Origin of the sequence: Laedolimicola intestinihominis (genome assembly GCF_040096155.1) — a bacterium.
GTDB classification, from domain to species: Bacteria; Bacillota; Clostridia; order Lachnospirales; family Lachnospiraceae; genus Laedolimicola; species Laedolimicola intestinihominis.
This window is the reverse complement of record NZ_JBBMFE010000004.1, coordinates 136,632-157,303: the sequence shown is the minus strand read 5'-3', so window position 1 is coordinate 157,303 and position 20,672 is coordinate 136,632. Positions and strand designations below refer to the sequence as shown.

21 protein-coding genes are annotated in these 20,672 nt (G+C 48.9%); 20 read left to right on the top strand and 1 reads right to left on the bottom strand.

Annotated features, from left to right (window positions below):
* Positions 1–3 precede the first annotated feature (3 nt).
* From WMO29_RS06485 to WMO29_RS06460, 6 genes are read left to right on the top strand one after another with little or no spacing between them, the layout of a single operon-like run.
* Positions 4–774: a class I SAM-dependent methyltransferase gene (locus tag WMO29_RS06485; protein WP_186871912.1), complete on the top strand. Its 771-nt coding sequence runs from the start codon at positions 4–6 to the stop codon at positions 772–774.
* Positions 771–1,730 carry an ABC transporter permease gene (locus WMO29_RS06480; RefSeq protein WP_349164240.1) on the top strand — a complete coding sequence of 320 codons (960 nt, stop codon included), beginning with the start codon at positions 771–773 and terminating at the stop codon, positions 1,728–1,730. Before WMO29_RS06485 ends, WMO29_RS06480 begins: the two co-directional genes overlap by 4 nt.
* Positions 1,723–2,547, top strand: coding sequence for an ABC transporter permease (locus WMO29_RS06475; protein WP_349164239.1), 825 nt, complete (start codon positions 1,723–1,725; stop codon positions 2,545–2,547). Before WMO29_RS06480 ends, WMO29_RS06475 begins: the two co-directional genes overlap by 8 nt.
* Before the next feature lie 55 nt (positions 2,548–2,602).
* Positions 2,603–4,186 (top strand): ABC transporter substrate-binding protein, encoded by a 1,584-nt coding sequence (locus WMO29_RS06470; RefSeq protein ID WP_349164238.1) that lies wholly within the window; start codon positions 2,603–2,605, stop codon positions 4,184–4,186.
* A 20-nt stretch (positions 4,187–4,206) separates the two neighbouring features.
* Positions 4,207–4,986: an ABC transporter ATP-binding protein gene (locus tag WMO29_RS06465; protein ID WP_349164237.1), complete on the top strand. Its 780-nt coding sequence runs from the start codon at positions 4,207–4,209 to the stop codon at positions 4,984–4,986.
* The gene (locus WMO29_RS06460; RefSeq protein ID WP_349164236.1) at positions 4,979–5,761 is read left to right on the top strand and encodes an ABC transporter ATP-binding protein; all 783 of its coding nucleotides are present in this window, start codon (positions 4,979–4,981) and stop codon (positions 5,759–5,761) included. Before WMO29_RS06465 ends, WMO29_RS06460 begins: the two co-directional genes overlap by 8 nt.
* Here the strand turns inward: WMO29_RS06460 and WMO29_RS06455 are convergent.
* Positions 5,724–6,893, bottom strand: coding sequence for a threonine synthase (locus tag WMO29_RS06455; protein WP_349164235.1), 1,170 nt, complete (start codon positions 6,891–6,893; stop codon positions 5,724–5,726). The genes WMO29_RS06460 and WMO29_RS06455 overlap by 38 nt on opposite strands.
* A 293-nt stretch (positions 6,894–7,186) precedes the next feature.
* Here WMO29_RS06455 and WMO29_RS06450 point away from each other — a divergent pair, with 293 nt between their 5' ends.
* The 14 genes from WMO29_RS06450 (at position 7,187) to WMO29_RS06385 (ending at position 20,537) form a co-directional block, all read left to right on the top strand.
* Positions 7,187–7,771 (top strand): DJ-1/PfpI family protein, encoded by a 585-nt coding sequence (locus tag WMO29_RS06450; protein ID WP_349164234.1) that lies wholly within the window; start codon positions 7,187–7,189, stop codon positions 7,769–7,771.
* 40 nt (positions 7,772–7,811) lie between these two features.
* On the top strand, positions 7,812–9,401 hold the full coding sequence (locus WMO29_RS06445) for an ABC transporter substrate-binding protein (RefSeq protein ID WP_349164233.1): 1,590 nt from the start codon (positions 7,812–7,814) through the stop codon (positions 9,399–9,401).
* A 62-nt stretch (positions 9,402–9,463) separates the two neighbouring features.
* On the top strand, positions 9,464–10,417 hold the full coding sequence (nikB, locus tag WMO29_RS06440; protein WP_243167515.1) for a nickel ABC transporter permease: 954 nt from the start codon (positions 9,464–9,466) through the stop codon (positions 10,415–10,417).
* Positions 10,414–11,226: a nickel transporter permease gene (nikC, locus tag WMO29_RS06435; protein ID WP_349164232.1), complete on the top strand. Its 813-nt coding sequence runs from the start codon at positions 10,414–10,416 to the stop codon at positions 11,224–11,226. The genes nikB (WMO29_RS06440) and nikC (WMO29_RS06435) overlap by 4 nt, the downstream gene beginning before the upstream one ends.
* A complete protein-coding gene (locus tag WMO29_RS06430) occupies positions 11,219–11,992 on the top strand; it encodes an ABC transporter ATP-binding protein (RefSeq protein ID WP_349164231.1) in 774 nt (257 codons plus the stop codon). The genes nikC (WMO29_RS06435) and WMO29_RS06430 overlap by 8 nt, the downstream gene beginning before the upstream one ends.
* 3 nt (positions 11,993–11,995) lie before the next feature.
* Entirely contained in the window at positions 11,996–12,739 is a 744-nt protein-coding gene (locus WMO29_RS06425; protein ID WP_349164230.1) for an ABC transporter ATP-binding protein, read from the top strand.
* Positions 12,740–12,825: 86 nt separating this feature from the next.
* Positions 12,826–13,728, top strand: coding sequence for a LysR family transcriptional regulator (locus WMO29_RS06420; RefSeq protein ID WP_349164229.1), 903 nt, complete (start codon positions 12,826–12,828; stop codon positions 13,726–13,728).
* A gap of 149 nt (positions 13,729–13,877) precedes the next feature.
* Positions 13,878–14,822 (top strand): nickel ABC transporter permease, encoded by a 945-nt coding sequence (nikB, locus tag WMO29_RS06415; RefSeq protein WP_349164228.1) that lies wholly within the window; start codon positions 13,878–13,880, stop codon positions 14,820–14,822.
* Complete coding sequence (gene nikC / locus WMO29_RS06410) at positions 14,819–15,682, top strand: nickel transporter permease (RefSeq protein WP_349164227.1); 864 nt, start codon at positions 14,819–14,821, stop codon at positions 15,680–15,682. The genes nikB (WMO29_RS06415) and nikC (WMO29_RS06410) overlap by 4 nt, the downstream gene beginning before the upstream one ends.
* A 34-nt stretch (positions 15,683–15,716) precedes the next feature.
* Complete coding sequence (locus WMO29_RS06405) at positions 15,717–17,318, top strand: ABC transporter substrate-binding protein (RefSeq protein WP_349164226.1); 1,602 nt, start codon at positions 15,717–15,719, stop codon at positions 17,316–17,318.
* 38 nt (positions 17,319–17,356) lie between these two features.
* Positions 17,357–18,148: an ABC transporter ATP-binding protein gene (locus tag WMO29_RS06400; RefSeq protein ID WP_349164225.1), complete on the top strand. Its 792-nt coding sequence runs from the start codon at positions 17,357–17,359 to the stop codon at positions 18,146–18,148.
* A gap of 2 nt (positions 18,149–18,150) precedes the next feature.
* On the top strand, positions 18,151–18,909 hold the full coding sequence (locus tag WMO29_RS06395; protein ID WP_178038668.1) for an ATP-binding cassette domain-containing protein: 759 nt from the start codon (positions 18,151–18,153) through the stop codon (positions 18,907–18,909).
* 138 nt (positions 18,910–19,047) lie between these two features.
* Entirely contained in the window at positions 19,048–19,806 is a 759-nt protein-coding gene (locus WMO29_RS06390; protein WP_349164224.1) for a class I SAM-dependent methyltransferase, read from the top strand.
* Between the two features lie 2 nt (positions 19,807–19,808).
* Complete coding sequence (locus WMO29_RS06385) at positions 19,809–20,537, top strand: methyltransferase domain-containing protein (RefSeq protein WP_178038670.1); 729 nt, start codon at positions 19,809–19,811, stop codon at positions 20,535–20,537.
* Positions 20,538–20,672 lie beyond the last annotated feature (135 nt).

The window sequence follows — 20,672 nt, the reverse complement described above, 5'->3', positions numbered from 1 at the left end:
AAGATGCAAAGACAGGCGGAAACAATCGGAAAACGCTGGGATTATTGCGCGGATGGCTATGACGCTATTGTGCAGAATGAATTTGCAGAAGAACTGGCAGAAAAATGGAGTGAAATTCTGAAAAATCATGCGCCCTGCGAAAAAGGAAAGGTACTGGATATCGGAACCGGTCCGGGATTTTTTGCAGTTTTGATGGGACGTATGGGATGGCAGGTGACAGGAATTGACTGTTCTGAAAAAATGGTTGAGACAGCAGCTCGAAATGCGGGAAAAGCGGGAGTCCATGCGGAATTTTATCAGATGGACAACCACCAGCTGGACTTCCCGGAGGATACTTTTGATTATATCATCTGTCGGAATGTGACCTGGATTCTTTATGATCCGGAAAAAGCCTTTGCGGAATGGAAACGGGTGCTGAAGCCGGGCGGAAGGATTCTATATTTTGACGCAAACTGGCATATGACCGGCAATGCAGAATACAGGGAGGATATCAAACGGGATGAAGAAGAATACAGAAAGCTTTATGGCGATCCGGAAAATACATACACCGGAGATGAAAATACCGATCAGGAATTTCAGAAGGTTCTGTATTTTAATGAGATTTTGAGGCCAAACTGGGACGAAATACACCTGCCGACTCTGGGTTATGAAAATATGGAGATTGTTCCAAGAGTCAATGAACAGGTATACAGCGAAAAGAAACAGCTTTTGTACCGTTCTATTCCTATGTTTCTGGTTTGTGCGGATAAACCGGCAGAAAGGATGCAGGCGTGAAAAGAAAAATGCAAAAACTGGTGGCACAGCTTGCGGGTATCCTGATTGTACTTCTGGGAGTGACCTTACTGTCCTTTTCCCTGATGTATATCGCGCCGGGGGATCCGGCCAGAACCATTCTGCAGGCTGGAGGAACCATGCCGTCGGAAGAAGCAGTGCAGGAAAAACGGAAGGAAATGGGACTGGATCGTCCATTCCTGGAACAATACGGAAGCTGGCTGTGGAATTTTGTCCATGGAGATCTGGGAGTATCCATGATTGATGGCAGGAATGTGTCATACGAGGTAACAAAAGCGCTTGGAAAAAGTGCGGTACTGGCTGTGACGAGCCTGGCTGCCGGAGTAGCAGCCGCACTCCCTCTGGGGGTAATGTCAGCGGCAAGAAAAGAGAAAATGTTTGACCGGATTACCTGCTTTTTTGTATTTATCAGGCTGTGTATGCCCTCCTTCCTGGTGGGAATCGGATTTCTGTATCTGTTCGCCTATCGTCTGAAACTGATTTCTATATCCGGAAGTGGTGGAGTGTCTGCTCTGATCCTGCCTGCGGCGACGCTGGCCACCGGTATCTGCGCACGGATGATTCGACAGATCCGGACTCTGATTTATGAGGAAATGAAGCATCCCTATGTGGATGGACTGCGTTCCAGAGGAATCCGGGAAACACAGATTTTGTTTGTACATATTCTGAGAAATGCCATGCTTCCGATTATCACCCTGATTGCCCTGTCCTTTGGTGAATTGTTGGGAGGTACAGCCATCACGGAAATCATATTTTCCTGGCCGGGAATCGGCAGGCTGGTTATGACGGCCATTGAAGAACACGATTATACGATTATCCAGGGATTTGTCGTTGTGATTGCCCTGATTTTCTTTGTGATATACGGATTGACAGAGCTGTCCTATAGTTTGTTTGATCCGCGGGTAAAAAAGCAGAAAGAGAGCAGCCGGAATGGATAGGAAAAAGAAACTTCGGATCAGACTGGCATGGTATCTGCTGCTGACGGCAGGATTGCTTATTATCATGCTGTTTGGAGAACAGCTTTCCCCACATGATCCCTATGAAAACAATCTGTTGAAAATCGATCAGCCACCCGGAGCTGAATACTGGTTTGGTACCGATCAGCTGGGAAGATGTCTTTTTTCCAGAATCCTGACGGGAGCCAGAAGCTCCTTAAGCGCTACGTTTGCAGTGGTGCTGGTGACGGCTGTGCTGGGAACAGCAGCCGGAGTAATAGCAGGGTATTATGGAGGCCCGGTGGATAGGCTGATACAGAAGCTTTTATTGATCATACAATCCTTTCCGGGACAGGTGATGGCTATCGCGGTGGCGGGCGTGCTGGGAGCCGGGGTGAAAAATGCGGCAATTGCACTTGTCAGCATCGGCTGGATTCCTTATGCGAGAATGTCCCGCAGTATGGTGTTGAAGATCAAAGAAAGCAATTATATAAAAGCGGCACGTCTGTGCGGCTGTAATTCCGGTTATATCATTCTGCGTCATGTGATTCCCAATATCGGCAGCGTACTTTTTGTGACAGCCATGCTGGCGCTTCCCGGTACCATGATGGAGATTTCCAGCCTTTCCTTCCTGGGACTCTCCGCGAAGCTGCCGACGCCGGAATGGGGTTATATGATGAACGAAGGAAGAAAGGTGCTGATGACGGCGCCCTGGCAGGCATTGATACCGGGCGGAGCAATTTTGATATCCGTTATCATTTTAAACCGTCTGGGTGATTCCGTACAGGAATATCTGGAATACCGTACAGGTAGTATATGAGTACTGAGAACAGGTAACATGTTCAAATAAATGATTTTAATTAAGGAGGAGACCAATGAAGAAAAGGATTTTAACCATGCTGCTGGCCAGTGTACTGAGCGCATCCCTGCTTGCAGGCTGCGGTGGTTCCAAAGAATCTGCGGCAAACACGGAGAAGGGTACGGAGGAGGCGTCGGAAAGTACACAGGCAGATGCAGGAGAAAAGCATCTGAATATGGCTTATCATTCTGAGATAAAAAATCTGGATCCGGCCGCGAGCAGCTGGGAAACCAAGCGTATCGGGGTAGGTGAGAATCTGTTCCGTATCAATGACGATCTGCAGCTTGAGCCCTGGCTGGCAGACAGCTACGAGCAGGTAGATGATCTGACCTGGAAAATCACTCTGAAGGACGGAATCAAATTCAGCAATGGGAAGGAACTGACTGGAGAGGCTGCCAAGGCCTGCCTGGATCGGACCTGTGAGAAAAATCAGAGAGCGGTCACCATGCTGAATATCGCTTCTATTGAAGCAGAGGGACAGACTCTTACCATCACCACCAACGATGTAAACGCGGCGCTTCTTAATAATCTGGCGGATCTGGTAGGTACGATTTTGGATGTGGATACGCTGGAGGGAGAAAACGCAATTCCGGTGGGAACCGGCCCCTTTGTGATTGCCTCTATGGAAGAGGGCAAGATGGAGCTTGTGGCAAACAAGGATTACTGGGACGGTGTTCCGAAGCTGGATTCTGTCACCATCAAGTATATCCTGGATGGTAACGCACAGGCTATGGCTTTGGATAGCGGGGAGATAGATCTGGCATTCCAGCTGCCTACCGAGAATATTACCCAGTTTATGGACAGTGATAAGATTACGGTAACCAGCAATACTGGATCCAGATCCCAGATTCTGTATTTCGATTATACCAACGAGTTTCTGGCGGACCACAGCGTAAGAGAGGCAATTTCCTCTGCGATTGATCGGGAAGCCTTTGCGAATGTTATCAATAAGGGAAATTCTGAAGCAGCTACCGCTATTTTCCCGGTCAGCTTTTCCTACGGAAAAGTACCGGGCGTGTCCTATGATGTAGAGCATGCGAAAAAGCTGCTGGCTGATGCAGGCTACAAAGACAACGATGGAGATGGTGTTCTGGATAAAAATGGTAAGGCGTTGAGTTTTAATCTGTATACCTATGGAGAGCACGGAACTTTGCTTGCGACTTTTGCAGAAGCAATTCAGGCGTCCTTAAAGGAGATTGGAATTGCCATCAATATTGAGACCAATGATTATGACGCACATACCAATATACTGAAGGCCGGAGGCTTCGATCTGGCACTGAACAGCTATATTATGGCGCCGGTAGCCGATCCGCAGTATTTCTGCGATATTATGTTGAGAACCGGAGCGGACTATAATTATGGAAAGTATTCAGATGAAAAAGTAGATGAGCTGATTGCGCAGCTGGATAAGGAATTTGATGCTGTAAAGAGAGAAGAGCTTGCGAAGGAAATCCAGGCTGTAGAGGTGGAGGATTGCGGCTTCTTTACCCTTGGTCATCTGAAGTACCAGATTGCCGCAAATAATAAGGTTTCCGGTTATTCCACACAGGCAACCGAGGCTTATATTCTGACGAAGGATACAGATATCGCGGCTGAGTAAAAGAAAAACAGGAGAAGGGCATGCTTGAGATAAAGGACTTATCGGTTTCCTACGGTAACAGGGAAATTGTTCATAATGTGGATTTTTCTGTACAGCCCGGGGAAACGGTATGTATCGTAGGAGAAAGCGGAAGCGGAAAAAGCACATTGCTGAAGGCGATAACCGGACTGTTGGGACAAGAAGGACATATAACCGGAGGCAGAATAGAATTTGACGGCAGGAATCTTGCACAGTCAGATCCGAAAGAATACAGAAGCCTGCGCGGCAGCCGGATCGCCATGGTTTACCAGCATGCGGGAGAATCCATGGATCCGGTTATGCGGATCGGAAGACAATTTCAGGAGGAACTGAGTCTGAAGGGGAAAATCGGCCGCCGGGAATCAGACAGGAAGGCAACAGAATGTATGAAGCAGCTTCTCTTGAAGGAACCGGAAAGAATTCTGCGTTCCTATCCTTCGATGCTGAGTGGAGGAACGAATCAGAGAGTTGCCCTTGCTCTTGCTATGGTAATGGAGCCGGATTTGATTCTGGCAGATGAACCTACCTCTGCCCTGGATGTAACAGTCCAGGCGGAGGTGGTGAAGGCTATGCAGAATATGAAAAAGGCCACCAATGCGGCTATTTTGATGGTTACGCACAATATGGGCGTTGTGGCACAGATGGCAGATAAGGTGGGAGTTATGAAGAGTGGAAAACTGATAGAATGGGGAACAGCAGAAGAGATCCTTTCGCACCCGGTTCATGACTATACGAAGATGCTGATGTCCTGTGTGCTCAGAATGGAGACGGAAGATGAATAAACAGCCGTTTTTACAGGTAGAACAACTGGAAAAATTCTATGGAGAAATCAGAGCGGTAAATGGAATCAGTTTTTTTGTGGAAAAAGGAGAATCCGTTGGAATCGTAGGAGAAAGCGGCTGCGGGAAAAGTACCACAGCGCGTCTGATTGCGGGACTGGAGAAGCCCACAGGCGGAAGGGTCCTTTTGCAGGGCGAACCTCGCCGTTTGAAAAGCGGCCGTTATAAAAAATGTTATGTGAATATGATATTTCAGGATCCGCGGGATTCCTTTGACAGTCATATTACAGTATTTTCCAGCCTTTATGAAGCTCTGAGTCATACAAGGCGGACAGACAGAAGACGGGCCAGGCCGGTGATTGAAGAGCTTTTGACCCAGGTGGAACTTTCGATAGAATATGCGGACAGAAGAATCGTGCAGCTCAGTGGTGGAGAATGTCAGAGGATAGCCATTGCAAGGGCGCTTCTGACGGAGCCGGAGCTTCTGATTTGCGATGAGGCGACCAGCGCGTTGGATGTATCAATTCAGAAACAGATTCTGGAGCTTCTGCAGAGAATACAGAAGGAGCGTCAGCTTACCTATCTGGTTATTTCTCATGATCTGGCGCTGGTGTCTCATTTGTGCAGTCGGGTTCTGGTAATGTATCAGGGGAAAATTGTGGAAGAAGGAGATGTAAAAAAGGTGCTCCGGAATCCGGAACACCCTTATACAAAGCTTCTTCTGGCCAGTGGAGCTGCATTTATGCCGGATCCGTATTTTTATAACCATTCGAAGTGAGTACAAAAAGTACAGAGGCATGGGAGGAAATCAGTCCCTGTTTCTGTGCTTTTTTTGCACAGGGATAAACCACGGCAGAGGAGGTTTCCAGGTAGAGACCATGGGAAGCCATAGCACGCACCGCGTCTCGGATGTCCGTATCCGACGCGCTGAGGGCAAAACCGCCGCTTTCCCGAAGCGCCGTAACGGATTGCCAGGTAGCGGTATTGCCTCCGATGGAGGACATGGAAGAGGTATCGCCTTCAAATTTGTCTTCCACCCTTTTCTGACCGGAAAGGATCAGTTCCAGACGGGGAATCGGTTCGCAGGCAACCAGACGGGGCAGAGTCTTGATATAACCGGTTTTCAGCAGATCCCGGAAACCAAGATAGATGCCGTATAACAGATCCCCGCGGCAGGTGGGAATCAGAAGATAGTCCGGAAGCTGCCCTTCCAGCTGTTCATACAGCTCAAAGGACAGGGTTTTATAACCCTCAATGCCGTAGGGTGAACTGCCGGATGGAAGATCCAGAAGATTGGTTGCAGGATACCAGTCTTTTCCCTGGGCAAGCTGTTCCTTCTGATAGAAAAGGCGCGCAGCAGGCGTATCGGTAAGTACCAGTTTCGCTCCGGTGGCGTCTGAAGCATTTTTCCAGAGAGAAGGAATGGAATGGGTAGATACGTTGACACAGTTCAGCCCTTCCGCTGCAGCATAGGCAGCCAGAGATGCGGCCTCGTTTCCGCTGGAAGCACAGGTGACGGTGGAATAACCGGCTTCCCTGGCCCGGGCAGTGATGAAAGGATTCATGCGGTCCTTATGGGAACCGGTGGGATTTTGAAATTCATGCTTGGTATAGAGCTTTCGGAAGCCCAGTTCTTTCGCCAGCCGGGGAAAGGCTCGCACGGGTGTAAAGCCTTCGCCCAGAGAAACCGTGTCGTCATAGGGAAGAAAATCCCGATAACGATGCCAGCCAGTGGCATCCTTTTGAATCTGTGCCTTTCCTTCGTAGACCAGGGTAAGATTAGAACTGGCGCCCCGTTCCAGACAGGCGGGACAGCCAAAAAAGTAGTCCCCAACCGGATAGCGTTTCTGACAGCGCGGACAGATCATGCCGGTAATGCGGGAGTTCAGTTGATGTAAAGTTCTTGACATAAAGCGGCGTCCTTTCTATAAAGAATTTATTCAGTATAGCAGGATAATAGCATTGGGTACAAGCTACCAGGGGGGATAAGCAGGATTCAAAAAAAGAATATATATAGAAGCAAAATGGGAATAGAAAAACAACCCCCAGGGAGGCTTGTGGAGGATAAAAAAAACTGCTACACTCTAACCATCCCAATTATAAATCATTCTATCAGATAATTTCAAACAACCCCAAAAGAATCGTGTCCGGTCAAACACGATTCTTTTGGGTTAAAATCTGTAGCGCGGGAAAGGAAAGAAAAATGGAAGTAAATGTATTATTATTTGATGATTTTGAAACCATGGACGCTTTTGGACCTGCGGATATTTTGTCCTGTGAAAAAGAGGGACTTCATGTCAATTATCTTTCACTGACGGGCAATATGGTGAACAGCATGCAGGGCGTGAAGGTCTGGACAGAGCCGCTTGATCCGGAGCAGCTGAAGGGAATTCTGATTGTGCCGGGAGGACGTGGCGCAAGGAGAGTTCTGCAGCAGGATACGGAACTCCAGAAGAAGCTTAAGATTGCGGCGGAGCGCTCGGAATTTTGTCTGATGATCGCGGAAGGAGCGTACCTGGTGGCGCAGACCGGTCTTCTTTTCCGTAGAAAAATCGCAGCCTGTAAAGCCGGAGAAAACTGGAAACGAATGTTTCTGGCAGGAGTTTATGAGGTTCCGGACGCCAGCTGGGTGGCAGATGGCAAATATTATTCAGCGGCGACCACAGCGGACGGCTTGTCCATGGCATTGGCCATGCTGGCGGATCAGATTGATCTGGACGTGGCGCTGCAGACCGCAAAGCGTCTGGGGTATCGGTGGGATCCGGAGGATGAGGCTGTTTATCAGTAGAAATGGGACAAAAAACAATGGAGAAAAGAGAGGGACAGCGATGTTGAAAAAGAATGTGAAGAAACTGTTGGCGCTGGGACTCGCAGCTGGTATGGTACTTGGCATGACAGCCTGCGGCGGGGAAAAAGCAGCGGAAGATACGACAGCTGCGCAGACAGAAGCGGCAGAAGACGGAAAGAAAGTAATGAATATCGGCTCTATGGGCTATTTTGCGGCGGAGACCATGGATCCGGCCAATGGCTGGGACGCCTGGTATATGATGTATGACGGAACCACGGAGACCCTGTTTAAGCTGGATGAAAATATTACGCCCACGGAGAATCTGGCAGTATCCTGTGAGAGTGACGATTATATCAACTGGACGGTAACGCTCCGGGACGATGTAACCTTCCAGAATGGAGAGAAGATGACTGCGGAGGCAGTAAAAAAATGCTTTGAGCGGACCTATGAAATAAATGACCGCGCAAAGGGGCAGATCGCTATTGACACACTGGAGGCAGATGGTCAGAAGCTGATTTTCCATCTGCAGCATGAGAGCGTAAATCTGTTAAATGATCTCTGCGATCCGCTCTGGAGTGTATACGATTCAGAAAACAGCAATTACACGGACACGCTTTACTGTACCGGACCCTATATAATCCGGGAATTTGAGCCCTATGTAGAGACTGTTGTAGAAAAATATGAGGGCTACTGGGGAGGAGAACCGAAGCTGGACGAGGTTCATCTGATCACCATCAGCGATACAGAAGCCATAACCATGGCTCTTCAGAATGGAGAGATTGATATGGGAGTGGCTATGGCAACCTCTACCGTGCCGGTATTTGAAAATGACGAGAACTTTGTAGTAGACGCTGTGACCACCACAAGAGCGAACCGGTTATATTACAACATGGATCGGGAGCTGATGTCAGACCCGGTTATCCGTCAGGCCATTGAAATGTGTCTGGATAGAGATGGTATCGCTGCAGGTATTTATAACAATATGGCTACGCCCTGCTGGGCGATTTATCCGGATATGCTTCCCTATGGAGGAACAGAGGGACTGACCTTAAGCGTAGACAAGTATGATCCGGAAGGTGCGGCGGCCCTGCTGGCAGCCGACGGCTGGAAGGACAGCGATGGGGACGGAATCCTGGATAAAGATGGAAAGGCGCTGGAGCTGAAGGGCATTACCTTTGCTTCCCGAAAAGAGCTGGGGCAGGTTCTGGAGCTTCTTCAGTCTGAGCTTGCGGCTATCGGTGTGAAACTGAATGTGGAAGTCCTGGAGAGTACGAATGACGTAGTAGCCGCAGGAGATTATGATTTGGATTGCGAGACGGGCGTGCAGGCTCCTACCGGAAATGCGCAGTACTTTATCAACCTTATGCTCGTAACAGGAGGCAGCTCCAATTCTTCCCATTATTCCAATCCGGAACTGGATACTCTGGCCGCAGAGCTTGAGAAGACGGTAGATACCGATAAGAGAACAGAGCTGGTACGCCAGATGGTACAGATGACTTTGGACGACCATGCGATGACCGTATTTAACCATCAGAAGATGATTAATATCTACTCTAAGAATGTGGTAAACTATCATACCCATCCGTCAGAGTATTATCTGCTGGATGTAAATACAGATCTGGTGCGATAAAACGAGAATAAGAAGAGGGGGCGGTGCAGAAAATCTGCACCGCTTCTGGCGTGGAGGTTTTCATGCGTCTGATAAAATACAGTATAAATAAAACAGGACAGCTGATTCTGATATTCCTCGGCATTACCTTTCTTTCCTTTTGCCTGACTTATCTGGCACCCAGCGATCCGGCTGAAATCCAGCTGAATAAAACGGGCGTGGCGCCCACGGAGGAGCTTTTGGAAAAGACCAGGGAGGAAATGGGATTGAACAGACCGTTTCCGGTACAATACGCAGACTGGCTGAAGGGAATTCTCAGCGGAGATATGGGAACATCGCTGCGTAACGGAAAACCCGTTCTGGACGAGCTTCGGAAGGCCCTTCCCGTAACGCTGATCCTGACTTTTTTTTCCATGCTTGTGGTTACGGTTTTATCCGTTCCGCTGGGAATCGTATGCGCCAGATTTCAGGACAGCTTTCTGGACAGGACGGTACGGTTTATAACGTATCTCCTGGCTTCCCTGCCTTCTTTCTTTCTTGCGCTTTTGTTTCTCTATCTTTTCAGTGTAAAGCTTCGGTGGTTCCCGGTGATTGCCTCAAAAAACGGGTCGAAGGGCTATATTATGCCGGTACTGGTTCTGGCGTTGTCATTAAGCTCCTGGTATATCCGGCAGGTGAGAGTCGTCGTGCTGGACGAGCTGGCAAAAGGGTATGTGGCAGGAGAAAGATCCAGAGGAGTGCCGGAATGGCAGATTTTGTTCCGGCATGTGCTGAAAAACTGTATGCTGCCGCTTTTGACGCTGCTGGGAATTTCTTTTGCGGGAATGCTGGGAGGTACCACCATTGTAGAAAATATTTTTTCCCTGCAGGGACTGGGAAAGATGGCCATGGATGCGATTTCGGCGAGAGACTATCCGGTCATTCAGGCGTATGTGGTATGGCTTGCGCTGATTTTTCTGGCGATCAATTTCCTGATAGATTTGTCTTATGGATGGATTGATCCGAGAGTCCGGGCCGGACAGGAGAGGGAAGCATGAAGAAGAAAAAAGCGCTCATAATGTTGAGCATTCTTTTTATATTTTTGATTTTAACAGTGGTCGGGAGAAGGTTTGCGCCCCATGATCCCTATCAGTCGAACCTGATGGATGCAAACCGGGCGCCATGCGCAGAATATCCACTCGGAACAGACAATCTGGGACGCTGCGTGCTTTCACGTATTCTGGAGGGCGCCACAGTATCGGTATATTCGGCTCTCGGCGTAGTGGCCGTGGTATTTTCAGTGGGTACGCTGATCGGAATTGTGGCGGGCTATGGAGGAGGCTGGCTCGATCAGCTTCTGATGAAGATCACGGTGGTATTTCAGGCTTTCCCCAGCTTTATCCTGGCGGTGGCGATTGCGGGAATGTTGGGACCGGGATTGAAAAACGCGATGCTTTCCCTTGTGGTTATGTATTGGACCACTTACGCAAGACTAGCAAGAAGCCTTGTGCTTCAGCTGAAAAATGAAACCTATATTCAGGCGGCAAGGATATGCGGGGCCAAGAAGCGGCAGATCTTGTTTCGCCATATTTTGCCGGGTATTCTCTCTCCCATGCTGCTGACGGCGGTTCTGGATATCAGCAATGTGATTTTAAGTATGGCGGGGCTGTCCTTTCTGGGTCTGGGAGTTCAGGCTCCCATGGCAGAATGGGGACTTATGATTAGCAACGGAAAGGCGTTTTTGCAGACGGCTCCCTGGCTGATTCTGTTTCCAAGTCTGGCGTTGTTCCTGACGGTGATACTGTTTAACGTAACCGGTGACAGTCTCCGGGACGCGCTGAACGAGAGGGGGGAAACGGATGTTTGAGGTAGACGGACTTCAGATCACATACGGAAAAACGGAAGTAGTGCACCGGGTGAGCTTTGGTGTGAAGCCGGGAGAAATCATCGGGATTGTGGGAGAAAGCGGAAGCGGGAAGAGCACCATGCTGAAGGGAATTCTGGGCATTCTGGATAATCCGGGACAGGTGACCGGCGGACAGATAAGATATGAGGGAACGGATCTTCTTGGCCTTCCCCGGGACAGGCTGCGCCAGCTTTGCGGAAATGAGCTCGCGATGCTGTCTCAACATCCGGAGCTGTCCCTGGATCCGCTCTGGAAGACGGGGAAAACCTATTATGAGACTGTGCGGGCGCACAGAAAGATCACAAAGGGGCAGGCGGAGAGGGAAGCCGTGGAAATCATGAGATTGCTTCGTCTGGAAAATCCGGAACGGATTCTGAATTCCTATCCATTCGAATTGTCAGGCGGAATGTGTCAGAGAGTAGCGTTGGCCATCGCCATTGCGAATCGGCCCAGGCTCCTGCTGGCAGATGAACCTACCAGCGCGCTGGACGTAACGGTGCAGAAGCAGGTGATAGATACGATGCTGGATCTTCGGAAGCAGTTTGGAACAGCGATTGTAATTGTATCCCATAATATGGGAGTCATTGCAGCGATGGCGGATAAGGTCGGGGTTATGAAAAAGGGAGAACTGGTGGAATGGGGAAGCCGGGAACAGGTTCTCTATCATCCGGAGCACCCTTATACACAGAAGCTAATCAAGGCAATTCCCAGAATGGGCAGGAGGTAGCGTATGCCGGAATATATTCTGACAGCAGAGCATTTGAAAAAGGTTTTCCGGGGCCGTGAAAAGTATGGAAAAAAGGGAAAAGACATCTGCGCGGTGGAGGATGTGAGCTTCTGCCTGCGAAAGGGAGAAAGCCTGGGGCTGATAGGCGAGAGCGGAAGCGGTAAAAGTACGGTGGCCTATATGACGGCGGGGCTTCTCAAGCCGACCGAGGGAACAATACATTTTTACGGGAATTATATGCAGATGGTATTCCAGGATCCGATAAAATCCCTGAATCCACACAGAACGGTGGTGGACAATATCTGCGAGGGCCTGATTTACCGGAAAAACGGGAAATCGATGGCTGAAATCCGGAAGCTTGCGCTGGAAGCCATGGATCTGGTTCATCTGGATCGCAGCTACGCAGGGAGAAAGGGAAGAGAGCTGTCCGGAGGGGAATGTCAGAGAGCCACCATTGCCCGGGCGATTCTGATTAAACCGGAGCTGCTGATCTGTGATGAGGTTACCAGCGCGCTGGATGTTTCCGTACAGGTCCAGATTATGGAACTATTGAGTGAACTGAAGCGGCAGATGGGACTTTCCTATCTGTTTATCTCCCATGATATCGCATTGGTCAGTCATTTCTGCGACCGGGTAGCAGTCATGTACAGGGGAAGAATTGTGGAGGAAGGGGCAACCGGACAGGTGCTGGAGCATCCGCAGCAGGAATATACAAAAAGACTTTTAAAATCAGTTCTTACCTTTTAAACATTTATAAAACAAGAATATCCCGGTGCCGGAGAAGGGATCCTGTTAAAATGGACAGATAGAATAATAGACGAGGGAGCATGATTATGATGGAAATCCGACAGCTCCGCTGCTTCGTAACCTGCGTGGAGGCAGGCTCCTTTACAGCAGCGGCAGAACTTTTATACACCACCCAGTCCTCGGTCAGCAAGACCATTCACGCCATGGAGCATGAGCTTCAGACTGAGCTTTTTGAACGGACAGGAAGGGGAATCCGGTTGACAGCCCGGGGACAGGAGCTTTATAACTATGCGGTCAACGTGCTGGATACTATGGAGCAGATCGAGCAGCTGGCCGGGAAAAGTCCGGTACGCAGTCTGAAGGTATCGGTGAATCCGTCCTCCTGGATGGAAGCGGCGTTTACGGAGTTTTATGAGCGCGCGTACCAGAAGGGCGACTATTATGAATACTTTGAGGGAAATGTCCGGGACGTCATCGAGCGGGTACAGAAAGGACAGGACGATCTGGGCTTCATTTATCTGTTGAAAGAACAGAGCGCCTCCGCCCAGTTCCTGATGCGGAAGTACCAGCTACAGTTTGAACCTCTAAAAAAAATTCAGTTGATGCTTTACGGAGGAAAAAAGATAGGACAATTTCCGCCAGCGGACGGAGAACTCCGCCTGGTTCAGGGAAGCCAGACAGAGGTGCGTCCGGAGGATGTGCTGCGTCTGGGAGCCATAGAGGGCATTTCCTTGGAATCGCCGCAGACGTCTGTGACCACGAACAGCGGATCGCTGCTCCGCCATCTTCTGGAGCATTCTGATCTCTGGAATCTGAGCAGTGAAAGCCTGGATGGAACCTACAGTGGTACCGAGGGAATCCTGCTGGAGGGAAAAGGGAATGAGGTAGTGTTTGGCTGTGTCAGCAGAAATGAGGAACAGCTGGGCGAACTGGAGAAAGAATTTATCGCATATGTAAAGAGAAAACTGGAAAATTCCAAAAAGGAATGAAAATACAGGAAAAACAGGAATACGTAACAACCCCGCCTGGGGCTTGTGAAAAACCCATTCCTGCCTTACAATTTTATCAGAGAATAAAAATGTCCGAAATCCGATGTTTAGATTTTCGGGCATTTTTGTTGTGGAAAGGATTGCAATACATGAAAAAATATGTCTTAAAAAGACTTCTTCAGTTAATTCCGATTCTGCTGGCGATCACATTTCTTTCCTACGGCATGATGAGAGTTGCCGGAAGTGATGTGGTAGAGCAGAAAATGGAAAATACTGGAAGCGATATTTCGCAGGAAGTCGTGGATGCAGCCCGAGAGGAGCTTGGACTGGACAAGCCCTTTCTGACGCAGTATGTGGTTTGGCTGGGAGGACTTCTCCATGGGGATATGGGAACCAGTTATGTGTCTGGTAAACCAGTGTTCTCCACATTTATATCCAAGCTTCCGGCAACATTGCTTTTGACGGTCACATCGATTCTGCTGACGATTTTGATTTCTGTTCCGTTAGGTATTTTATCGGCGGTTCATCAAAATCGATGTTCAGATTATCTGATCCGGACATTCAGCTTTATTGGCAATAGTTTACCGAATTTTTTTGTATCGCTGTTATTGATGTATCTGTTTGCCATCCGTCTGGGCTGGTTTCCGGTAATTGCAACCGGGGTCAGTCTGAAAAGTGTGGCTATGCCGGCAATTACACTGGCCATTGCCATGAGCGCGAAATATCTTCGCCAGGTAAGGGCAACGGTGTTGGATGAACTGAGTAAAGATTATGTGGTTGGAGCAAAAGCAAGAGGCGTCAAATTCTCCAGAATCCTGTGGGGCAGTGTTATGAAAGATTCTCTGGTAACAATCATTACCTTGCTGATGTTATCAGTAGGAAGTCTTCTGGGAGGAACTGCAATTGTAGAATCTATCTTCATGTGGGATGGGGTCGGAAAGATGGCAGTGGATGCTATCAGCATGCGTGACTACCCGATTATTCAGGCTTATGTGATGTGGATGGCGATTATTTATGTGGCGGTCAATCTGCTGACAGATATTTCCTATCGCTTTCTGGATCCGAGGATCCGTCTGGGAGGTGATCGGGAATGAGTCAGGAGCGTCAGGTGACTGTCCGGGTTCAGAAAGTGAAGAGAAACCGGATCCGGATGAAATTATTTTTGTTTGCAGCACTGGCAGCGACATTGCTGCTGATTACGATTTTTGCAAAGTATATCTGTCCTTATGATCCTTACGCACAGGATCTGTCCCAGGCCATGCAGCCGCCCAGCGCGACTCATCTGATGGGAACGGATACCTATGGTCGGGATATGCTGTCCCGCGTACTGATTGGAGCGCAGACCAGTATTTCTTCTACGTTTGCTTTGGTCGCAATCATTACGGTGTTTGGAACGATAGTTGGAATTTTCTGTGGCTACTATGGCGGAGTTGTTGATTCCGTGATGATGCGGATCTCCGACATCTGCCTGGCATTTCCGGGTCTGGTGTTTGCCATGGCGGTGGCAGCTATTTTAAATGGTGGTGTGCAGAATGCGGTCATTGCACTGGCACTGATCAGCTGGCCGAAGTATTCCAGAATTGCCAGAAGCCAGACCTTGTCCATGAAGAGTCTGCCGTATATGCAGGCCGCGCAGCTGGCAGGTGATTCGGCGCTTCAGATGATTTTCCGGCATGTGCTTCCCAATATTGTCGGACCGATTCTGGTCACTTCCATGTTAGATATCGGTACGATGATGATGGAGATTGCAGGACTGTCGTTTTTGGGTCTGGGAGCCCAGCCTCCGGTGGCGGAGTGGGGAAGCATGATGAGCAGTGGCCGGAGCATGCTGCAAACCTATCCCTGGATCGTGTTATCTCCGGGATTGGCCATCTTTGTATCTGTGGTGATATTTAACCTTCTGGGAGATACGATCCGTGATTATATGGATCCGAAGAATTCTCATTCAAGGTAGATATAAAAAAGTAAAAGAAACGGGGAGTAAAAACATGAAGAAAAGAACAGGAAAAATTCTTGCATTACTTCTGTCGCTGACCATGATGGCAGGTGTCATGGCAGGCTGTGGTTCAGAAAAGACAGATGGATCTGCAGACAGTACAAGTACACAGGCTGCGACCGGTGCAGATACCACTGGTAAAAAGACATTTGTATTTGGCGATACCACATTTAATGCAGAAAACGAGGAATCCACGATTGACCCGCACAGTGCATACTGCGGATGGGCATGTATGCGCTATGGAGTCGGAGAGACTCTGATGAAGATCAATGATTCCATGAAACTGGAACCGTGGATCGCAGAAGGCTATGAGCTGGTAGATAATCTTACCTGGAAAATCACCTTAAAAGATGGGGTGTGCTTTTCCAATGGAAAACCTTGTGATGCGGAAGCGGTAAAGAAATGTCTGGAGGATCTGATCGCTGTGCATGAGCGCGCGGCAGGAGATTTGAAGATTGCGTCTATGGAGGCAGACGGTCTGGTGCTGACGATCCATACGGCTGAAGAGTGTCCGAGTCTGATGAACTATCTGTCTGAGCCCTATGGATGTATCATTGATGTGGATGAGGGTGTGACGGATGACGGAATCGTGGTTGGTACGGGTCCGTATGTGGCAACCGAGCTGGTGACAGATGATCATCTGAAGCTTGTGAAAAATGAAAATTACTGGGATGGAAATGTGAACATAGATGAGATCACAGTCCGTACCATTTCAGATGGAGATACTCTGGCACTGGCACTGCAGTCCGGCGAGATCAATGCGGCATATGGTATGGCATATGCAAGCTATCCGATTTTTGAAAATGACAAGTTCCAGTTTACCAGTGTGCAGACCAGCCGTTCCTTTTACGTACAGATGAATTATGCATCTCCGGTTGTGGCAGATGACGCGGTCCGTGAAGCCATTGCCATGGGTATTGATAAGGAATCTTTTGTTAAGGTGCTTCTGAATGGATATGGATATGTGGCAACGGGTGCCTTCCCTGATACGGTAGCGTTCGGAGGTTCCACACTGAATGCGAAGACTTATGATCCGGAAACAGCGAAAGCGGTTTTGGAAGAAGCCGGATGGACCGACAGCGATGGTGATGGAATCCGTGAAAAAGACGGACAGAAGCTGACCATCCGGTGGCTTACCTATCCGAGCCGTCAGGAACTGCCGCTGCTGGCAGAGGCTGCACAGAGCACTCTGAAAGAGATCGGAATAGAGGTACAGATCAACGCAACTGCAGACCACAATACGATCTGTAAAGATCCGGCAGCATGGGATGTATATGTAGGCGCCAATGTAAACTGTGGTCTGGGAGATCCGACTAACTTCTTCTCTACACATTGTCTGGATGCGTCCACCAAGAACCGTGGACAGTATCACAGCGATGAGTTGGAAGAGCTGGCAGTGAAACTGAACAGCACGTTCGATGTGACAGAGAGAAACCAGGTTGCCATTGAGATGCAGCAGCAGCTTCTGGATGATGATGCGTTTGTATTCTGCTCTTTCTTAAAGATGAGTATGATCAGTCAGGCAAATGTGACAGGCCTTACCGCACATGCATGCGATTACTATGAGCTGACGGCTGATCTTGATATCAACTAAGTATGATATCATTTTGACAGTGATTCAGGAGTTATGGAATGGACGATACATTATTGAAATATGATTCCGTGGAGATCTCTTTTGGCGGAAATCCTGTGGTTCATGATATTTCCTTCTCTCTTCGTCCGGGAGAGATCCTTGGGCTGGTAGGAGAATCCGGAAGCGGGAAAAGCACATTGATCAAGGCTGCCATGGGACTGCTTGGCGACAATGGCCTGGTGACCAGAGGAGATATTACATTTAAGGGAAAAAATCTGGTGGATATGCCGGAACGGGAGCTTCGACTCATACGTGGCGCCGGAATCGGCATGATCTTTCAGGATGCAGGCGCTTCGCTTTGCCCGATCCGGACCATTGGAAGTCAGATTCGCGAGAGTATGGAAGCACATGGAAAAATCACGGAGGCGGATGCAAAGGCATGTGCCCTTGAGCTTTTATCAAAACTGAATTTTAAGGAACCGGAGCGGATATGGGACAGCTATCCTTTTGAAATGTCCGGAGGCATGAATCAGCGCGCAGGTATCGCCATTTCCATGCTGATGAATCCGCCGGTATTGTTTGCGGACGAGCCTACCAGTGCGCTGGATGTGACAGTTCAGAGGCAGGTGGTTCAGGAGATGCTTCGTGTCCGGGAATTGTTTGGAACGGCGATCATCATCGTGACGCATGATATTGGTGTGGTGTCGGCTATGGCAGATACCGTGCTGGTTCTTCAGAATGGAAACAGGATGGAATATGGCCCGGCAAAATCGGTGTTGGAACATCCGCGCAACGAATATACAAAAGAGCTTCTGTCTGCAGTACCGAAGCTTAGAAGGAGTGGCAGTTGAGTATGGAAAACATTTTACAGGTGAAAGATCTGAAAAAAGTATTCCATCAACATGGAAAACGGGATGTGACTGCGGTAGAAAACATGAGCTTTTCTCTGCGGGCAGGGGAAATCCTTGGAATTGTCGGAGAATCCGGAAGCGGAAAGAGTACAGTTGCAAAATTGATTACAAGATTGGAAGCTGTGACAGAGGGACAGATTATTCTGGATGGGCAGGACATCACACATCGAAAAGGCAGGGCACTTAAAAGTATTTATGATAAAATTCAGATGGTCTTCCAGAATCCGGTTGGTTCCTTTGATCCGAGAAAGACATTAGGCTATGGAATCGGAGAAAGCCTGAAAAACAGAGGCGTTCCCAAAGAGGAGATCCGAAAAAAAACAGCGAACCTGTTAGAACAGTGTGGCCTGGAGGCTTCTTACATGGACAGATATCCCCATCAGGTCAGCGGAGGTCAGTGCCAGAGGGCTGCTATTGCCAGAGCATTGGCGGTAGAACCTCAGATTATTATTTGTGATGAAGCTACCAGCGCGCTGGATGTGACAGTTCAGAAGAAAGTGCTCGATTTGCTTATGAATTTACAGGAGAATAAGAAGCTGTCCTATGTTTTTATCTGTCATAACCTTGCACTGGTGCAGCAGTTTTGTGACCGTGTCATCGTTATGAAAGATGGGCGGATCGTAGAAGAAGGGATCCCGGATGAAGTGATTCAGAATCCAAAGGACGCATATACGAAAATGCTGGTAGATTCCGTATTATAAATTAAATCAGATTTAGAACAAATTTTTATCCCCCCGGGAGGCTTGTGGCCTCCGGGGGGCTTTGTTATAATTTTTACCAATAAGAACATGCGGCTGAGACGGAGAAGCACGCTGCATGAGATACGGGAGAGAGACAACATGGGACAGATGCTTGGCAGAATTGAAGAGTACTGGACAAACCGGGCGGAAGGGTACTCACAGGTAAATCAGGAGGAGCTGGCGACAGAGCAGAAGAACCGGTGGCTTAAGGCACTGGAAATGGAGTTCCCGCACCGGGATCCGAAGGATATCAGAGTGCTGGATATCGGCACCGGCCCGGGCTTTTTCGCCATCATTCTGGCGAAGGCGGGCTACCAGGTGACAGCCGTGGATTACACGGAGGAGATGCTCTGTAAAGCGAAGGAAAATGCAGGCCGTTATGCGGACAGGATCTGTTGGATGCGCATGGACGCCCAGAAGCTGGAACTGCCGGACAATCAGTTCGACGTGGCGGTATCCCGAAATCTGACCTGGAATCTGGAGAATCCGGACGAGGCATACAAGGAATGGAAGCGGGTACTGAAGCCCGGCGGACAGCTTCTGAATTTCGACGCCAACTGGTACGGCCATCTCTTTGACGCCGAGAAGCGCCGGGAATATGAGGAAGACCGGAAGCATGTGGAGGAGCAGGCCATGGAAGACCATTATATCGGTACGGATATTGATGAAATGGAAGAAATTGCCAGAAATGTTCCCTTAAGTCCGGTGATTCGTCCTGCCTGGGATATGAAGGTATTGAAGAATCTGGGCTTTCAGAGCGTCCGTACAGATGAGCAGGTATGGCAGAGAGTCTGGAGCGACACAGAGAAAGTAAATTACGCATCGACACCGATGTTTATGATTAAGGCGGTAAAATAGAGATGGAAGAGATAAAGAAAGAGATATCTTCCTACTGGACCGGGCGAAGTGAAGACTTCGCCCGTCTTCGTGAGGAGGAGTTAAACAGTGAAATGGCTGAGCTTTGGCTTCGGGAACTGAAGAAGGGGCTGCCGGAGGGAGAAACTTTAAGGATTCTGGATGTGGGAACCGGCTGCGGCTTTTTCTCCGTGCTGCTGGCGAAGCTGGGCCATCAGGTAACAGGTATTGATCTGACACCGGCTATGATAGAGAAGGCGAAAATGATTGCAGACGAGCGGGACGTGCAGGCAGATTTCGAAGTGATGGATGCGGAGCATCCGGATTTTCCCGATGGCACGTTCGACGTGATTGTTTCCCGGAATCTGACCTGGACCCTGCCCCACCCGGCGGAGGCATACGGCGAGTGGCTGCGGGTACTGAAAGACGGTGGTGTGATTCTGAATTTTGACGCGGATTACGGGAAAGAGGATCTGCTGGGGGAGCTTGAGAGGCTTCCGGAGGAGCATGCCCACAATCATATGAGCTGCGGTCAGTTAGAGGAATGTGATAAGATTAAAAAGCAGCTTATGATAAATGGTATGAGCCGTCCATCCTGGGATGTGGAGATATTAAAGCATCTCGGATGCGCGGAGGTGACGGTGGATCCAGATGTCTATCAGCGTATTTACCGGGAAGAAAACAGCCCGTTTTATAATCCAATGCCGGTATTTGGCCTGCGTGTCATAAAATAGTTATGATATCCCGATTTTCCTATCTGAAAATCGGGATATTTGCTTGCAAAGACGGAAAAAGTCCGTTATGATAAAAAAACGCTTGACAAATAAAAGCAGAGCCTATATAATCCTACTTAACCAATAGGAAATACA

Bases quoted from the DNA above. Each gene is read 5' to 3' on its own strand.
- WMO29_RS06485 (WP_186871912.1), top strand. From the start codon at position 4: ATGCAAAGACAGGCGGAAACAATCGGAAAACGCTGGGATTATTGCGCG.
- WMO29_RS06475 (WP_349164239.1), top strand. From the start codon at position 1,723: ATGGATAGGAAAAAGAAACTTCGGATCAGACTGGCATGGTATCTGCTG.
- WMO29_RS06470 (WP_349164238.1), top strand. From the start codon at position 2,603: ATGAAGAAAAGGATTTTAACCATGCTGCTGGCCAGTGTACTGAGCGCA.
- WMO29_RS06465 (WP_349164237.1), top strand. From the start codon at position 4,207: ATGCTTGAGATAAAGGACTTATCGGTTTCCTACGGTAACAGGGAAATT.
- WMO29_RS06460 (WP_349164236.1), top strand. From the start codon at position 4,979: ATGAATAAACAGCCGTTTTTACAGGTAGAACAACTGGAAAAATTCTAT.
- WMO29_RS06455 (WP_349164235.1), bottom strand. From the start codon at position 6,893: ATGTCAAGAACTTTACATCAACTGAACTCCCGCATTACCGGCATGATC.
- WMO29_RS06450 (WP_349164234.1), top strand. From the start codon at position 7,187: ATGGAAGTAAATGTATTATTATTTGATGATTTTGAAACCATGGACGCT.
- WMO29_RS06445 (WP_349164233.1), top strand. From the start codon at position 7,812: ATGTTGAAAAAGAATGTGAAGAAACTGTTGGCGCTGGGACTCGCAGCT.
- nikB (WP_243167515.1), top strand. From the start codon at position 9,464: ATGCGTCTGATAAAATACAGTATAAATAAAACAGGACAGCTGATTCTG.
- nikC (WP_349164232.1), top strand. From the start codon at position 10,414: ATGAAGAAGAAAAAAGCGCTCATAATGTTGAGCATTCTTTTTATATTT.
- WMO29_RS06430 (WP_349164231.1), top strand. From the start codon at position 11,219: ATGTTTGAGGTAGACGGACTTCAGATCACATACGGAAAAACGGAAGTA.
- WMO29_RS06425 (WP_349164230.1), top strand. From the start codon at position 11,996: ATGCCGGAATATATTCTGACAGCAGAGCATTTGAAAAAGGTTTTCCGG.
- WMO29_RS06420 (WP_349164229.1), top strand. From the start codon at position 12,826: ATGATGGAAATCCGACAGCTCCGCTGCTTCGTAACCTGCGTGGAGGCA.
- nikB (WP_349164228.1), top strand. From the start codon at position 13,878: ATGAAAAAATATGTCTTAAAAAGACTTCTTCAGTTAATTCCGATTCTG.
- nikC (WP_349164227.1), top strand. From the start codon at position 14,819: ATGAGTCAGGAGCGTCAGGTGACTGTCCGGGTTCAGAAAGTGAAGAGA.
- WMO29_RS06405 (WP_349164226.1), top strand. From the start codon at position 15,717: ATGAAGAAAAGAACAGGAAAAATTCTTGCATTACTTCTGTCGCTGACC.
- WMO29_RS06400 (WP_349164225.1), top strand. From the start codon at position 17,357: ATGGACGATACATTATTGAAATATGATTCCGTGGAGATCTCTTTTGGC.
- WMO29_RS06395 (WP_178038668.1), top strand. From the start codon at position 18,151: ATGGAAAACATTTTACAGGTGAAAGATCTGAAAAAAGTATTCCATCAA.
- WMO29_RS06390 (WP_349164224.1), top strand. From the start codon at position 19,048: ATGGGACAGATGCTTGGCAGAATTGAAGAGTACTGGACAAACCGGGCG.
- WMO29_RS06385 (WP_178038670.1), top strand. From the start codon at position 19,809: ATGGAAGAGATAAAGAAAGAGATATCTTCCTACTGGACCGGGCGAAGT.